This window comes from Paraplanobispora takensis, assembly GCF_016863195.1.
Taxonomy (GTDB): Bacteria; Actinomycetota; Actinomycetes; order Streptosporangiales; family Streptosporangiaceae; genus Planobispora; species Planobispora takensis.
Genome location: NZ_BOOK01000010.1, coordinates 166,960 through 181,459, shown reverse-complemented (window position 1 = coordinate 181,459; position 14,500 = coordinate 166,960). Strand labels below are relative to the sequence as shown.

The following is a 14,500-nucleotide window of genomic DNA, read 5'->3' as shown; positions in this document are numbered from 1 at the left end:
TCGGCTCCGATGGCTTCTTCGCACACCCCAGTGGTCCCCATGCACTCGATTTCGACCTACCCTTCCGATATGACCCTCGGTGACGCGCCGCCTGCTCCCGCCGCCTTCCGGCGCGCGGTGGCCAGCCTGCGTCCGGCGGAGGTCAGGCCGGAGATCGAGCTGGAGGACATCCCCGCGCCGCAGCGTCTGGCCCCCTACTCGGCCGCCATCGGCGCCTCGGTCTACCGCGACGACGACGAGCTCGCGGTCGGCCGCCTCATCGTCCTGTTCGACCCGGACGGCCAGCGCGGCTGGGACGGCCAGTTCCGCCTGGTCGCCTACGTCCGGGCGGACATGGAACCCGAGATCACCGAGGACCCGCTGCTCGGGCCGGTCGCCTGGAGCTGGCTCACCGAGGCGCTCGAGGCCCACGAGGCCGGTTACGCCGCCGCGGGCGGCACCGTCACCAGGGCGGTGTCCGAGGGCTTCGGCAACAAGGCCGAGGACCCGGTGACCACGGAGCTGGAACTGCGCGCCTCCTGGTCGCCACTGCAAGAGGACCTGTCCGGGCACGTCTCCGCCTGGTGCGACCTGATGTGCCTCGCCGCGGGAATCCCGCCCCTGCCACCCGGCGTGGCGACCCTGCCGCCGCGCCGTCGCGAAGATCCGGAGCCCTTCAGAAAGTGACCGACGAGACGACCATCGTTCCACTGCTGGAACCTAGGGAGGGCATCCCGCCCGTCATCGGCGACCCGGCCGGCCTGGCAGAGGTCGTGCGGGCCTTCGCCGCGGGCACCGGCCCCGTCGCCGTGGACGCCGAGCGGGCCTCCGGCTACCGCTACAGCGGCCGGGCCTACCTCGTGCAGCTGCGGCGCGCCGGCGCGGGCAGCGCGCTGATCGACCCGATCCGCTGCCCCGACCTGTCGGAGCTGGACGCCGCGCTGGCCGACGCCGAAGTGGTGCTGCACGCCGCCTCCCAGGACCTGCCCTGCCTGGCGGAGCTGGGTTTCCGCCCGCGGGAGCTGTTCGACACCGAGCTGGCCGGCCGGCTGCTCGGCTACGAACGGGTGGGGCTCGGCATGATGGTCGAGAACGTTCTCGGGTTCCGGCTGGAGAAGGGCCACTCGGCCGCCGACTGGTCCACCCGGCCGCTGCCGGAGGACTGGCTCCGATACGCCGCGCTCGACGTCGAGGTCCTGGTCGAGCTGCGCGACAGGCTCCACGGGGAACTGGAGGCCGGCGGGAAGCTGCCGTGGGCGCGCGAGGAGTTCGCCTGGGTGCTGGCGCACCGGACGCCGCCTCCGCGCTCCGACCCGTGGCGGCGCACCTCCGGCATCCACAAGGTCCGCTCGGCGCGCGGGCTGGCCGTGGTGCGGGAGCTGTGGACGCTCCGCGACACCCTCGCCCGCGAGGCCGACCTGGCGCCGGGCCGGATGCTGCCCGACTCCGCGATCGTCGCCGCCGCCCTGGAGCTGCCCCGCACCACCAAGTCCCTGACCGAGATCGCCCCGTTCACCGGGCGCAGCGCCCGCCGCCACCTGCGCGAGTGGCTGGCCGCGGTCAACACCGCCCGCGCGCTGCCGGAGTCCCGGCTCCCCCAGCCCGGCGCCCCGGGCGAGGGCCCGCCGCCCGCCAACCGCTGGATGGACCGCGACCCGGTGGCCGCCCGGCGGCTCGCGGCGGCCAGGACCGTGGTGGCCGCCCTCGCCGACGAGCATCACATGCCGACCGAGAACCTCCTGCAGCCGGACGCCGTGCGCCGCCTGACCTGGGAGCCGCCCCCGGTCATCGACGACGAGACCGTCGCGGCCCGGCTGCGCGAGCTGGGCGCCCGCGAGTGGCAGATCGCCCTGACCGCCCACCCGGTGGCCAAGGCCCTGACCCGCCTGGAGACCAAGGGCGAGATCTGACGGCCACCGGCGGCGCGTGCCTCCGGAAGCCCCCGGTCTCTCGCCGGGCAGCCGCCCGCGGAACCGGCCCTCGCGGTCTATCCGATGCGGCGCAGGTGGGCGGCGAGCTCTCCCAGATGGGTGATCGACAGCTCACCGCTCAGGCCGCGCAGGGCGGCGACCGGCATGCCCGCCGCCCGGCCCGCGGCGATCCCCGGGGCGGAGTCCTCGACGGCCAGGCACGCGGCGGGGTCGACGCCGAGTTCCGCCGCCGCCATGAGATAGCCCTGCGGGTCGGGCTTGCCGACCGCGACGTCGTCCAGGGAGACGACGAAGGGCGCGGTGACGCCCGCGGCGGCGAGCCGGGCCTTGGCGAGCCCGGCTCCGGAGCCGGTGACGACCGCCCACGGGATGGCGCGCTCGGCCAGGACGGCCAGGAGCTCCCCGGCGCCCTGTGCGGCCACGACGCCGTCGAGGTCGGTGCACTCCAGGTCGAGCAGGACCTGCGCGGCGTCGGCGACCTCCTCCTCGGAGAGCCACGGGGCCAGGCGGCGGATCGAGGTGGGGGCGGGATATCCGTGGACGCCGGCCACCACCTCCTCCTCCGGCAGGCCGTAGCGCACGGCCCAGGTCCGCCAGGAGCGCTCGACCGCGCTGTCGGAGTCGACCAGGGTGCCGTCCATGTCGAGCAGGACGGCGCGCACGCCCTCCAGGACTCCGGGAACCGCCTCACTCCGGGCCGGCACGCTCATCGTCTCTCCACCTCGCGGGTCTTCCGTCTCCAGCACGCCCATCGCCCTCTCGTCTCGCGGATCTTCCATCTTCAGTGCGCCCGTCGCCTTCTCGCCCCGCGGACCCTCCGTCTCCGGCACGCCCTTCACCCTCCGGCCTCGCCCCGGTGACGCGTCTTGATCCCGATGAGCACCGCCAGGGCCGCGAACGTGGCCCCGTTGGCGGCCATGACGGCCGGGTCCCCCGTCGCGACGCCGTACACCAGCCACAGGCCCACGCCCGAGGTCAGCATCACGAGGTAGGACCACGACAGGTCGGCCGTCGAGCGGGTGCGCCAGGACCGATGGAGCTGCGGCCACCAGCACGCGGTGGTCAGAAGCGCGGCCAGCAGCCCGACAACGGTCACCATGACTTCTCCTTCGATTATGATCGCCTCACGAGCATAATCGCGGCGGGAAAGTTGACACAATCCCCTTTCATGAGAGCCGGTGAAGTCGGGCGGGCACGCGCACTCCAGGTGCGGGGGATGCTCGACGTGCTGCGGCACGTCCACCTCCACCCGGAGACGACCCGCGCCGAGCTCGCCCGCGACCTCGGCCTGAGCCGGGGCTCGGCGACGGAGATCCTCGCCCGGCTGCGCGCGCTCGACCTGGTCGAGGAGACCGCCGCCGAACCGACCGGGGCCCGCGGGCGCCCCACCCGCACGGTGCGCCGCCACGACCGGGGACCGGTGGTGGCGGCGGTGGACGTCTCCTACGAGTCCTGGCGGCTCGCGGTGTCCCACCTGGGCGGCGGGCTCGAACCCCTGCGGCGCGAACGGTACGGCGGGCAGCCCGCCGAGGACGTCCTGGGGCGCATCTCGCGGGCCCTGCGCGAGGTCCGGACCGCCTTCGGCGCCCGGCTGCGGGCGGTCGGGGTCTCCATGTCGGGCACGGTCAGCGGGGGCCGCCTGGTGGAGTCGGCCACCATCGGCTGGCGGGACGTCGAGGTCGCGGAGCGCCTGCGGATCGCCCCGATCCCCGTCGTGATCGGCAACGACGCCACGATGGCCGGGGTCGCCGAGGCCCGCCGGGGCGCCGCGACCGGGGCCGACGTGGCCCTCCACGTGGCCGTGGAGGTGGGGGTCGGCGGGGTGGTGCTCGAACACGGGCGCGCCACCACCGGCAGCACCGGAGCGGGCGGCGAGTTCGGGCACCTGCCCTTCGGCGACCCGGACCGCCCCTGCCCGTGCGGCGCGCACGGATGCTGGGACCTCGAAGTCGACGGGCGGGCGCTGGCGCGCATCCTCGGCGCCCCGCCCCCGGCCGCCCCGCGCAGCGCGGCCGACGCCGTCCTGCGGCGGGCCGGGGAGGGCGACCCCGCCGCCCTGGCGGCGGTCGAGCAGGTGGCGCGCAACCTCGGGCGCGGCATCGGCGGCCTGGTCAACGCGCTGGACCCGCGGATCGTGACGCTGTCCGGGGTGGCCGCCGCGCTCCTCGACCAGGCAGGAGACTCCGTCCGCGCCGCCTATCTGTCAGGGCTCATGCGGTTCCGCCGCCACGACCCGCCCCCGCTGATCCGCGCCGCCTTCCCCCGGGACGGCAGCCTCCGCGGGGCGGCCGAGCTCGCCTTCGACACCGTGCTGTCGGAGGCCGGGCTCGACTCCTGGAGAGCGGACGCACGGCCCGCGCCGGAGACCGTCTGAAAGCACGCGCCCGCGGGCGGGAGACCGGCCGGCTCAGGGCCGGGCGGCGGGAGCGGTCCCGGGTCGCGGCGTCCGCCGGCGCTGCAGGTGCTTGAGGACGACGAACGGGACGGTGGTCCCGGCCGCGATCGCCGCGCAGACCGCCGGCGACAGGGAGGTGACGAAGGCGAGGGCGATGAACATGACGGGCCCGAAGCCCAGGGCGTCGAGCAGGGGGTGCTCACGGCCCCAGAGCACGAACCGGTCCCACAGGAGCAGGCTGATCGCCAGCGAGCCGTACACGGCTCCCGCGAAGGCGCCCATCAGCGGACCGCGTTCGTCGCTCATCTGCAGGGTCACCAGCAGCGCGACCGGGATGCCGAGAGCGCGGAACCATACCGGCGGTTTCTCCCAGAACGAGCGCCGGGCCCGGGCTGCCGGCCGATCAGGATGCGTCATGGGGCCTCCTTCTGAGGGGAGCGGGCCCGCGACGGGCCGGAGTGACCCGTGACCCCGGTCCCGCTCGCCCAACAGATAGCGCACAGGCCTTGCGGAGCGCTTTCAGCCGCGTATCCCCGGCCGGTGCCGGGTCAGTCCGTTGCGCCCAGGGCCTTGACGATCTCCTCGGAGGTGAGGCGGCGCGAGCTGACGTAGTACAGCACGGCCCCCGGCGGGAGGGTGGACTGCCAGTCGGGGTTCACCAGCAGCTCGCCGCCGGCGCGGGCGGCGAGCACGGTGGCGCCGCACATCCGGCCGAGCGCGATCTGACAGCGCTCGACCCGGACCGGGCCCAGCGACCCGGGCAGCCGCGCCGAGTAGGTGTTCGCGCCGCCGTGGGTCATCAGGTCGGTGTAGACCTCGGTGATCCCGGGGTCCTTCAGCTCCTCGGTGATCATGTGAGGGCTGTGCCACTGGACGCAGCGCACCGCCTCGTCGACGTAGCGCAGGTGCGGGGCCCGGCCCAGGTCGCGCAGCGCGACGACCAGGTGGGCACCCTCGGCGACGTGGCCGGCGGTCAGCGCGACGGCCAGCGCCTCGTTGTCGTCGCGGGCGTCGACGAGCACGCTGTGCGCCCGCTGCACCCCGGCCCGGCGCAGCACCTCCTCCGCGGTCAGGTCGCCGCGCACGAACGTGACGTCGCGATCCGGCATGGGGTGGGCCGGGACGTCCTCCCAGGCGCACAGGACGATCTCGCACGGATCGTCGGCGATCAACTCGTCCACGATGCGCTCGGTCCGGCCCGGGGTGTATCCGAGCAGCACGATGTGGCCGGAGCCGTCGGCCGTGACGGAACCCTGCATCCGGCGTCCCTTCGATCGTTCCAGCACCGATGCGAGCTTGGTGAACAGCGTCGTCAGCGCCGCGATGCCGCCGACGATGACGTACACGCCGACGGCGTGGCCCGCCGCCGACTCCGGATAGAGGTCGCCGTAGCCGACGGTCGCGGCGGTGACCATGAAGTACCACCAGTAGTTGGCGGGTTCGACGAGCTCGCTGCCCGCGGGCTCGGCGAGCGCCATCAGCGGCCAGCTCGTCAGATAGACGAAGCCGAGCACGGCGACGGGCGACCACCACGTCCCCAGCAGCCTGAACCGGGCCAGCAGGCGGGCGATGAAGATCGGCACGTTTCCCCCCTGCGGTGCGGCGGCGTCCGGTTCCTCACCAGGTTGAACCGTATGGACAACCACGATACGGACCTCGCCCGCAGATCCGCATGACCCGCCGCGCGGGCATCTTCCCGGGACGCGCCGTACGGCTCCGCCACCCGCCTGGCCCGTTCCACGATCACCTGCCGGACGGGAGCTTGCCTGGTCGTCGCGGCTGCCGTACGGTAGGCAGGGAAAGCGCTTTCCAAAGGAGGCTCCGCATAATGTCCCCCCGAAGCATCGGCGTCGTGATGAACGGCGTCACCGGCCGCATGGGCTACCGGCAGCACCTGGTCCGGTCGGTCCTGGCCATCAACGAGCAGGGCGGCGTGGCCCTGTCCGACGGCGAGCGGGTCCTGCTCCGGCCGGTGCTCGTGGGCCGGAGCGCCGCGAAGCTGGAGAAGCTCGCCACCGACCACGGCATCGCCGACTGGACCACCGACCTCGACGCGGCCCTGGCCGACGACGACAACCTGATCTACTTCGACGCCCAGGTCACCCAGGCGCGGGTGAAGGCCGTGCTGAAGGCGATCGAAGCGGGCAAGCACATCTACGCCGAGAAGCCCACCGCCGAGACCGTCGAGGACGCACTGGCCCTGGCCGACGCCGCCGAGGCGAAGGGCATCAAGAACGGCGTCGTGCAGGACAAGCTCTTCCTCCCCGGCCTGCTCAAGCTCAAGCGCCTGATCGACGGCGGCTTCTTCGGCCGGATCCTGTCGGTGCGCGGCGAGTTCGGCTACTGGGTCTTCGAGGGCGACTGGCAGGCGGCCCAGCGCCCGTCGTGGAACTACCGCGCCGAGGACGGCGGCGGCATCGTGCTCGACATGTTCCCGCACTGGGCCTACGTGCTGGAGAACCTGTTCGGCCGCGTCAACTCGGTCTACGCCCAGGCCGTCACCCACATCCCCGAGCGGGTGGACGAGCAGGGCGAGACCTACACGGCCACCGCCGACGACGCCGCCTACGGCGTCTTCGAGCTGGAGGGCGGGATCATCGCGCAGATCAACTCCTCCTGGAGCGTCCGGGTGAACCGGGACGAGCTGGTGGAGTTCCAGGTGGACGGCACCCACGGCAGCGCCGTCGCGGGCCTGCGCAACTGCCGCTTCCAGCACCGCGCCGCCACCCCCAAGCCGGTCTGGAACCCGGACCTGCCGGTCACCGCGCGCTTCCGCGACGACTGGCAGGAGGTGCCCGACAACGCCGAGTTCGACAACGGCTTCAAGATCCAGTGGGAGATGTTCGTCCGGCACGTGCTGGAGGACGCCCCCTTCCCGCACGACTTCGCCTCCGGCGCGCGCGGCGTGCGCCTGGCCGAGCTGGGGCTGCAGTCCTCCGCCGAGGGCCGCCGCCTCGTGGTGGAGCCGTGACCGGCATCGCGCTCCCCGGCGGGGAGTACACCCTGCGCGAGCCGGTGACCTGGGAGCGTCCCGCCGGCCCGCCGCGCAGCCGGATCGTCTACGCCGCCGCGCACGTGGTGGCCGACCCGCTCGGCGACAACACCCCCGGCTCCCCCGCGGCCGTCGACTGGGAGGCGACGCTGCGCTTCCGCCGCCACCTGTGGTCGCACGGCCTGCGCGTGGCCGACGCCATGGACACCGCCCAGCGCAACATGGGCCTGGACTGGGCGGCGACGAGTGAGCTGATCCGGCGCAGCGCGGCCGAGGCCGCCGGCTTCGGCGACCCGGCCACGCTGGTGGCCTGCGGCGCGGGCACCGACCACGCGCCGGACGCCGCGACCCTCGACGAGGTCGTGGCCGCCTACACCGAGCAGATCGAGACCGTACGGCAGGCGGGCGCCGGGGTCATCGTCATGGCCAGCCGCCAGCTCGCCCGGATCGCCGAGGGCCCCGAGGACTACCACGCGGTCTACGGCAAGCTGCTCTCGGCGGCCGATCGGCCGGTGATCCTGCACTGGCTGGGCGAGATGTTCGATCCGCAGCTGGCGGGCTACTGGGGCTCACGGGACGTGGCCGAGGCCACCGAGTCGTTCCTGGCGCTGATCCGCGAGTACGCGCCTGCGGTGGACGGAGTCAAGGTCTCGCTGCTGGACGCCGAGCACGAGATCGGGCTGCGGTCGGCACTGCCGGAGGGGGTCAGGCTCTACACCGGCGACGACTTCAACTACCCGTCGCTGATCGCCTCGGGCAGCCACGCGCTGCTGGGCATCTTCGACGCGATCGCCCCGGCCGCCGCGGCCGCCCTGGCCGCCCTCGACGCCGGCGACCTCGACCGCTACGACGAGATCATGGCCCCGACGGTCCCGCTCTCGCGGAAGATCTTCGAGACGCCGACGTACAACTACAAGACCGGCATCGTCTTCCTGGCCTGGCTCAACGGCCACCAGGACGCCTTCGCCATGGTCAACGGCGCCCAGTCGGCCCGCTCGATCGCCCACCTGGCCGAGGTGTTCCGCCTGGCCGACCGGGCGGGGCTGCTGTCGGACCCCGAGCTGGCCGTCCACCGGATGCGGTCGCTGCTGGCGGTGAACGGGCTGTGAGCGAGCGTAGCGAGCGAGCCAACAGACACAGCAGCATGCTCACAGAGCCGACGAAGGAGGAGCTGTGAGCATGCGCCGGTTCTCGCTGAACCAGTGGACCACCAAGCGGTGGTCGGTGGCCGAGGCGATCGACGGGTGCGTACGGCACGGCGTGGAGGCCATCGGCCTGTGGCGCCAGGACGTCGCCCGGCAGGGCCTCGAACAGAGCGCGAAGCTGGTGCGGGACGCCGGGCTGCGGGTGTCGTCCCTGTGCAGGGGCGGCTTCCTGACCTCCGGGAGTCCCGAGTCGCTCGACGACAACCGCCGGGCGATCGACGAGGCCGCCGCGCTGGAGGCGGCGTGCCTGGTCATGGTGGTCGGCGGGCTGCCCGGCGTGGTGCCGGACGAGCCGCTGGGCGGCCCCGGCCAGGGGGTCGACCGGGACCTGGCGGGGGCCAGGGAGCGGGTCGCCGAGGCACTGGCCGTCCTCGCCCCCTACGCCGCCGAGCGCGGCGTGCGGCTGGCGCTGGAGCCGCTGCACCCGATGTACTGCGCCGACCGGGCCGTGCTGTCCACGCTCGGCCAGGCGCTCGACCTCGCCGAGCCGTACCCCGCCGGGCAGGTCGGCGTGGTCGTCGACACCTTCCACGTGTGGTGGGACCCGCAGGTCTTCGACCAGATCGCACGGGCCGGGGACCGGATCGCCTCCTACCAGGTGTGCGACTTCCTGCACCCGCTGCCCGCCAACGTGCTGCTCGGCCGGGGCGTGATGGGCGACGGCGTGATCGACTTCGCGCCGCTGACCGAGGCCGTGACCGCGGCGGGTTACACCGGGGACATCGAGGTGGAGATCTTCAACGCCGACGTGTGGGCCGCCGACCCGGACGAGGTCCTGGCCCGGGTGAAGGCGAGGTTCGGCGAACTCGTCGCCCGCTGACCCGCCGGGCGGGCCTGCCGTACGACGGTGTGCGGCGGGTTCCGGGTCCGGGGAACTCCGGGTCCGGGGAACTCCGGGTCCGGGGAACTCCGGGTCCGGTGGGCTCAGCGCACGGTGATGCTCCGGGTCGGGCAGTGCGACTGCGCCCTGCGTACGGCGTCGCGCAGCCCAGCGGGCGGGTCCGGATCCAGCAGGACCACGAGCCCGTCCTCCTCGCTCTGCGTGAAGACCGCGGGCGCGGCCAGCACGCACTGGCCGGCGCCGCAGCAGCTCTCCCGGTTCACGGTGACGACGGTGATGCCGGCGGTGGCCTCCACGGCGCTCACCAGGTCACCGGGAGACTGTGCAGGCCGTGGATGGCCGCGTTCTCCCTGACCGGGACCTCATCCAGCGGTACGGCCGCCCGCAACCCGGGGAAGCGCCGCAGCAGCGCCTGGAGGGCGATCTCCAGCTCCAGGCGGGCGAGATTCTGCCCGAGGCACTGGTGCGGGCCGAAGCCCAGCGCGACGTGCGCGGTCTTGGGCCGGGTGACGTCGAGCCGGTCGGGGTCCTCGCAGAGCGCGGGATCACGGTTGGCCGCCGAGAGCGAGGCCAGGCCGAACTCCCCCGCCCTGATCTCCCGACCGCCCAGCGTGAGGTCCTCCTTCGCGCCGCGGAACATCACCAGATCGACGATCGACAGGTACCGCAGCAGCTCGTCGGCCGCTCCGGGGGCCCCCTCCCGGACCAGGGCGAGCTGGTCGGGGTGGTGCAACAGCAGCAGCGTGCCGAGGCCGAGCATGTTGGCGGTCGTCTCGTGCCCGGCGAGCAGCAGCAATATCGAGATATGGACCAGTTCCCCATCGGTGAGGGCTCCCTCGCGGATGAGTTCCCCGATGAGCGCGTCGTCCGGCTCCTCCCGTTTGGCGGCGATCAGCTTCGCCAGGTGGGCGCCGAGCCGGGCCATGGCGGCATCCGACTGCTCAGGCGAGGCGGTCATGTCGACGCCCGTGCGGGCGGCCTCCTGGAACTCGGCCCGGTCCTCGTACGGCATGCCGAGCAGCTCGCAGATGACCAGGGACGGCACCGGCAGCGCGAACTCGGCGACCAGGTCCACCGGGTGGGGCAGGCGCTCCATCGCGTCCAGCCGCTCGGCGACGATCTGCTCGATCCTGGGACGGAGCCGGTTCATCCGCTGGACGGTGAAGTGGGCGGTGAGCATGCGCCGGTAGCGGCCGTGCTCCGGGGCGTCCATGCTGAGGAACATCCCGGGCTCCGGCTGCGTCATGTGCAGCGGCTGCTCCGGGCTGAGGCCGCCGTCCACCGTGGAACTCCACCGGGGGTCGGCGAGCATCCGGCGGACCAGATCATGGCTGGTGACCAGCCAGAGCTCGGTGCCGTCGAGCGGCATCACGCGCCGCGTGATCGGTTCGGCGGCGCGTAGCCCGGCCAGGCCGGGAGGCGGATCGAACGGGCAGGCCCTCCTGATCGGGACCTCGAAAAGCCCGGAGCCCGAGGAGGAAGCGGGACCCGAAGAGGATCCGGGGTCCATGGGGTGTCCGGGAGCCTCCGGACGCCCGGAAGGACCGGCGGGCCCGGAGTGCAGAGGACTCCCGGAAGGACCGGCGGGCCCGGAGCCCACGAGGTGTCCGGGACGATCGAGATGCCCGGAAGGACCGGCGGGCTCGGAATCCGCGAAGCGCCCGGGACGGTCCGGACCCTCCGGACGCGGGGAGTGTTCAAGGCGCCTGGTCTGTTCGGAGATCTCAGGATTCGGTGTCATGCCCTCCACGGTGCGCGAGGGCGCTCACCGCGAGCCGACCCGGCGCTGACAACCACCGCGTCACCGCGGTGAGCGCCGCGTCACCGGTCATCCCCGCGCCCTCGTCATAGGCCGTGCCGTACCCGGCCTCGCCCAGTACGGCCCGCGCGCGGCGGCCCGTCTCCCGCACGTCCGGGTCGCAGATCGCCAGCCCGCGCAGCGCGCACGCCGCCCCCAGCAGGAACGCCGACCGCTCCGCGTCGCCGCAGGCCAGCGCCAGGCCCGCCAGCCCCTCGACGGCCGAGGCCGCGGACGGCCGGTCCCCGGCGCCGGCGGCGAGGCGGAACGCCTCCCGATAGCGCCGCAGCGAGGTCCCGAGGTCGCCCCGGCTCTCCGCCACCCGCCCGAGACCGGTCAGCACCCGTGCCCGGGCCTGTTCCACCCCGCCCCAGTGCGGCCGGCACCCCGCCAGGGCCAGCTCGTACAGCTCCCCGGCCTCCGCCACCCGGCCGCTCCGGTGGGCCACGGCAGCCAGGCCGAGCCGGGTCGTGACCCAGACCTCGGGAATGTCGAGCCCACGGGCGATCCCGGCCGCCTGCGCGCAGTCGGCCGCGGCGGCCGCCACCGCTCCGGCGTCCCCGGTGCGCAGGCGCTCGGCGGCGCGGCTGCACAGCAGGAAGACCCGGTCCTCCGGCGAGCCGATCTGGTCGATCAGTTCCATGGCCCGCTCGACGGTCGCCACGGCCCGCCGGTGCTCGCCCCGCCACCCCTGCGGCTCGGCGATCGACAGCAGCGCCTGGGCCATGCCCCACCGGTCGCCCCGGTCGGCGAACCCCTCCAGCGACCGGGCGAACTCCTCCTCCGCCTCCGCCACCCGGCCCGAGCTCAGCCGGACGAATCCGAGGACCAGCCGGGCCATCGCACGGGTCCACGGGTCGGAGTCGGTGGTGGCCCGCAGGACGTCCTCCCCGACGGCCCCGTACTCCCCCCGGGCGATGGTGACCATGGAGCCGATCACGAACAGCATCGGGTGCCGGGGCGGGGACGGCAGGACGCCGGCGAGCCTTCCCACCTGGTCGAGCAGGCTGCGGTCCGAGGTGTTCACCATCGCCACGGCGAGCACGCACAGGACGTACTCCTCCTCCATGCCGCGCGGCGGGGTCCGGCCGACCACGGCGAGGGTCCTCTCCGCGAACGCGGCGCCCTCCATCCGCATGCCGCGCAACATCCAGGGCCACCACAGCGCGGCGACCAGCCGCAGTGCCCGCTCCCCCCGCCCGGCGGCCAGGGCCCGGTGGAGCGCGGCCCGCAGCTCGTCGTCCTCGGCCGCCAGCCGCCGCAGCCACACCGGCTGGTCCCGGTCGCGCACCTCCGGAGCGGCCCGTTCGGCGAACGCGGTGAAGTAGGCGGCGTGGACCTCGCGCAACCGCTCGGCCTCCCCCGACTCGGCCAGCCGCTCGGCGCAGAAGGCCCGGATGGTCTCCAGCATCCGGTAGCGGCCCCCCACCACCTCGATCAGCGACTTGTCCACGAGCGCGGCCAGCAGGTCGAGGGCGTCCCGTCCGCCCAGGGCAGCCGCGGAACCGGAACCGCCGGCGACGTCGGGACCGCCGGGACCGGGCAAGGTGCCCGCGACCTCGGGGGCACCGGGAGCACGCGGGACCCGGTCTCCGCAGACGAGGTCTCCGCAGACGAGGTCCCCGCGGACGCGCTCGGCGTCCCCGCAGATGCGCTCGGCGGCCTCCAGGGTGGCGTCCCGGGCGAACACCGCGAACCGCCGGGCGAAGACCCGCTCCGGTTCCTCAAGCAGATCCCAGCTCCAGGCCACGACCGCGCGGAGCGTGCGGTGCCGGGGCAGCGCCGTACGGCTGCCGCCGGTGAACAGCCGGAACCGGTCGTCCAGCCGGTCGGCGACCTCCTCGGCGTCCATCGAGCGCAGCCGGGCCGCGGCCAGCTCGATCGCCAGGGGCAGCCCGTCCAGGGCCCGGCAGATCCGCAGCAGGACCTCGTCCCCGGGCTTCCCGGAGTGTTCGGAGGCTCCAGAGCGCCCGGCGCTCTCGGCGCTCCCTGCACTTCCAGCGTCTCCGGCATCTCCGGTGCTCCCCGCCTCGAAGTCGGGCCGTACGGCGGCCGCCCGGTCCCGCAGCAGCCGCAGGGCGATTCCCTCCGGCAGCGGGTGCACCGGGAGCAGCACCTCCCCGGTGATCCCGAGCGGCTCGCGGCCGGTCGCCAGCACCCGCACCCCGGGGCAGGCCGCGAGCAGCCGATCGGCCAGGCGGGCGGCGGCCTCCACGATGTGCTCGCAGTTGTCCAGGACCAGCACCAGGTCCCGGCCGGAGAGCGCGGCCAGGAGCCTCTCCTCCGGCTCGGGAGCGCGGGTCACGCGGAGCGCGGTCTCCCGGAGGCCGAGCTCGCCGAGCAGCAGCCGCGGCAGGTCGCGGCCGTCGCTCAGGTGGGCCAGCTCGGCGAAGCAGACCTCGCCGTCGAGCCCGGCGGCCGTCTCGGCCGCGAGCCTGGTCTTGCCCACCCCGCCGGGGCCGGTGAGGGTGACCAGCCGCCGCTCCCGCAGCAGCTGACGGAGGCGCAGAAGGTCCTCCCGCCGCCCCACGAAGCTGGTGAGCTGGGCCCGGACGCCGCGCCTGACCGGCTCGCCGGCAGGCCCGGCGACCGGTCCCTCGACCGGCTCGGTCCCGCGCAGGATCGCCAGGTGCGTCCCGGCCAGAGCGGGTGAGGGATCGGCGCCCAGCTCCTCGGCGAGCACGCGCCGGGTTTCCTCGAAGACGGCCAGGGCCTCGGCCGGCCGTCCCTCCTCCTGCAGGGCCCGCATGAGCAGCGCGCACAACCGCTCCCGCAGCGGGTGCCCGGCCAGCAGCGCCCGCATCTCGGCGACCGACCCGCCGCCCGCCTCGAACCTGTCCTCCAGGGCGCCGAGCCGCAGCTCCTGCAGGCGTCCGGCCAGCGGCTCGGGCGCCGGTCCGCGCCACAGCGCCAGCGCCTCCTCCACGAGGGCGAGCGCCCTGCGGCGTTCACCGGCCGCCAGCGCGCTCCGGCCCTCCTGCGCCAGTAGCTCGAACCGGTGCGCGTCGACGTCCTCGGGCCGGACCGCGATCCGGTAACCGGACGGGAGCAGCTCGACGGCGACGCCGAGCCTGCGGAGCCGGGAGATCTGGGAGTGCAGGGAGCGCGGGGCGCCGGACGGAGGACTCCCGCCGTACAGGACGTCGATCAGGCGGCCGGCGGAGACCGTCGTGCCGGGTTCGGCCAGGAGCGCGACCAGCAACGCGCGCAGCCCCGGCCCCGGGATCTCGACGGGCCCGCCGCCCTCGCCCACCAGACGGACGGGACCCAGCACCTCGAAGCGCATGGTTCGATTCTCACCGCCGGGCGCGTGACCCGCGCGCCGCCGATCTCCACACACCGGACCTGTGACCCGCGCG

The 14,500-nt window shown here is 74.3% G+C and carries 13 protein-coding genes; 6 read left to right on the top strand and 7 right to left on the bottom strand.

Annotation, left to right across the window (positions count from 1 at the left end):
* Positions 1-69 precede the first annotated feature (69 nt).
* Together Pta02_RS08365 and Pta02_RS08360 are read left to right on the top strand one after the other, a co-directional pair.
* Complete coding sequence (locus Pta02_RS08365; protein ID WP_203874114.1) at positions 70-666, top strand: DUF3000 domain-containing protein; 597 nt, start codon at positions 70-72, stop codon at positions 664-666.
* Positions 663-1,889 (top strand): HRDC domain-containing protein, encoded by a 1,227-nt coding sequence (locus Pta02_RS08360; RefSeq protein ID WP_203874113.1) that lies wholly within the window; start codon positions 663-665, stop codon positions 1,887-1,889. The genes Pta02_RS08365 and Pta02_RS08360 overlap by 4 nt, the downstream gene beginning before the upstream one ends.
* Before the next feature lie 77 nt (positions 1,890-1,966).
* Here the strand turns inward: Pta02_RS08360 and Pta02_RS08355 are convergent, their stop codons facing one another.
* Both Pta02_RS08355 and Pta02_RS08350 read right to left on the bottom strand, forming a co-directional pair.
* Positions 1,967-2,620, bottom strand: a complete 654-nt coding sequence (locus Pta02_RS08355; RefSeq protein ID WP_203874112.1) for an HAD family hydrolase — start codon at positions 2,618-2,620, stop codon at positions 1,967-1,969.
* Positions 2,621-2,745: 125 nt separating this feature from the next.
* Positions 2,746-3,009 (bottom strand): SemiSWEET family sugar transporter, encoded by a 264-nt coding sequence (locus Pta02_RS08350; protein ID WP_203874111.1) that lies wholly within the window; start codon positions 3,007-3,009, stop codon positions 2,746-2,748.
* 69 nt (positions 3,010-3,078) lie between these two features.
* Between Pta02_RS08350 and Pta02_RS08345 the strand changes: the two genes are divergently transcribed.
* Positions 3,079-4,284, top strand: coding sequence for an ROK family transcriptional regulator (locus Pta02_RS08345; protein ID WP_203874110.1), 1,206 nt, complete (start codon positions 3,079-3,081; stop codon positions 4,282-4,284).
* 33 nt (positions 4,285-4,317) lie between these two features.
* On the opposite strand, the gene Pta02_RS08340 is transcribed toward Pta02_RS08345, so the two are convergent.
* Both Pta02_RS08340 and Pta02_RS08335 read right to left on the bottom strand, forming a co-directional pair.
* Positions 4,318-4,722: a hypothetical protein gene (locus tag Pta02_RS08340; protein ID WP_203874109.1), complete on the bottom strand. Its 405-nt coding sequence runs from the start codon at positions 4,720-4,722 to the stop codon at positions 4,318-4,320.
* Positions 4,723-4,853: 131 nt separating this feature from the next.
* A complete protein-coding gene (locus tag Pta02_RS08335) occupies positions 4,854-5,888 on the bottom strand; it encodes an ion channel (protein ID WP_203874108.1) in 1,035 nt (344 codons plus the stop codon).
* 245 nt (positions 5,889-6,133) lie between these two features.
* On the opposite strand from Pta02_RS08335, the gene Pta02_RS08330 reads away from it, so the two are divergent.
* From Pta02_RS08330 to Pta02_RS08320, 3 genes are all read left to right on the top strand, one after another.
* A complete protein-coding gene (locus tag Pta02_RS08330) occupies positions 6,134-7,276 on the top strand; it encodes a Gfo/Idh/MocA family protein (protein ID WP_203874107.1) in 1,143 nt (380 codons plus the stop codon).
* Positions 7,273-8,406, top strand: a complete 1,134-nt coding sequence (locus Pta02_RS08325) for a dihydrodipicolinate synthase family protein (protein ID WP_203874106.1) — start codon at positions 7,273-7,275, stop codon at positions 8,404-8,406. Before Pta02_RS08330 ends, Pta02_RS08325 begins: the two co-directional genes overlap by 4 nt.
* A gap of 70 nt (positions 8,407-8,476) precedes the next feature.
* Positions 8,477-9,322 carry a sugar phosphate isomerase/epimerase family protein gene (locus Pta02_RS08320; RefSeq protein WP_203874228.1) on the top strand — a complete coding sequence of 282 codons (846 nt, stop codon included), beginning with the start codon at positions 8,477-8,479 and terminating at the stop codon, positions 9,320-9,322.
* Between the two features lie 104 nt (positions 9,323-9,426).
* Here Pta02_RS08320 and Pta02_RS08315 read toward each other — a convergent pair whose 3' ends face one another.
* From Pta02_RS08315 to Pta02_RS08305, 3 genes are all read right to left on the bottom strand, one after another.
* Positions 9,427-9,648, bottom strand: a complete 222-nt coding sequence (locus Pta02_RS08315) for a ferredoxin (protein ID WP_239129899.1) — start codon at positions 9,646-9,648, stop codon at positions 9,427-9,429.
* Complete coding sequence (locus Pta02_RS08310; RefSeq protein WP_239129979.1) at positions 9,645-10,712, bottom strand: cytochrome P450; 1,068 nt, start codon at positions 10,710-10,712, stop codon at positions 9,645-9,647. The genes Pta02_RS08315 and Pta02_RS08310 overlap by 4 nt, the downstream gene beginning before the upstream one ends.
* 355 nt (positions 10,713-11,067) lie before the next feature.
* Positions 11,068-14,427 (bottom strand): ATP-binding protein, encoded by a 3,360-nt coding sequence (locus tag Pta02_RS08305; RefSeq protein WP_203874104.1) that lies wholly within the window; start codon positions 14,425-14,427, stop codon positions 11,068-11,070.
* Positions 14,428-14,500 lie beyond the last annotated feature (73 nt).

Coding starts and splice junctions, on each gene's coding strand:
- Pta02_RS08365 (WP_203874114.1), top strand. CDS start 70: ATGACCCTCGGTGACGCGCCGCCTGCTCCCGCCGCCTTCCGGCGCGCG.
- Pta02_RS08355 (WP_203874112.1), bottom strand. CDS start 2,620: ATGAGCGTGCCGGCCCGGAGTGAGGCGGTTCCCGGAGTCCTGGAGGGC.
- Pta02_RS08350 (WP_203874111.1), bottom strand. CDS start 3,009: ATGGTGACCGTTGTCGGGCTGCTGGCCGCGCTTCTGACCACCGCGTGC.
- Pta02_RS08345 (WP_203874110.1), top strand. CDS start 3,079: ATGAGAGCCGGTGAAGTCGGGCGGGCACGCGCACTCCAGGTGCGGGGG.
- Pta02_RS08340 (WP_203874109.1), bottom strand. CDS start 4,722: ATGACGCATCCTGATCGGCCGGCAGCCCGGGCCCGGCGCTCGTTCTGG.
- Pta02_RS08330 (WP_203874107.1), top strand. CDS start 6,134: ATGTCCCCCCGAAGCATCGGCGTCGTGATGAACGGCGTCACCGGCCGC.
- Pta02_RS08320 (WP_203874228.1), top strand. CDS start 8,477: ATGCGCCGGTTCTCGCTGAACCAGTGGACCACCAAGCGGTGGTCGGTG.
- Pta02_RS08310 (WP_239129979.1), bottom strand. CDS start 10,712: ATGCCGCTCGACGGCACCGAGCTCTGGCTGGTCACCAGCCATGATCTG.
- Pta02_RS08305 (WP_203874104.1), bottom strand. CDS start 14,427: ATGCGCTTCGAGGTGCTGGGTCCCGTCCGTCTGGTGGGCGAGGGCGGC.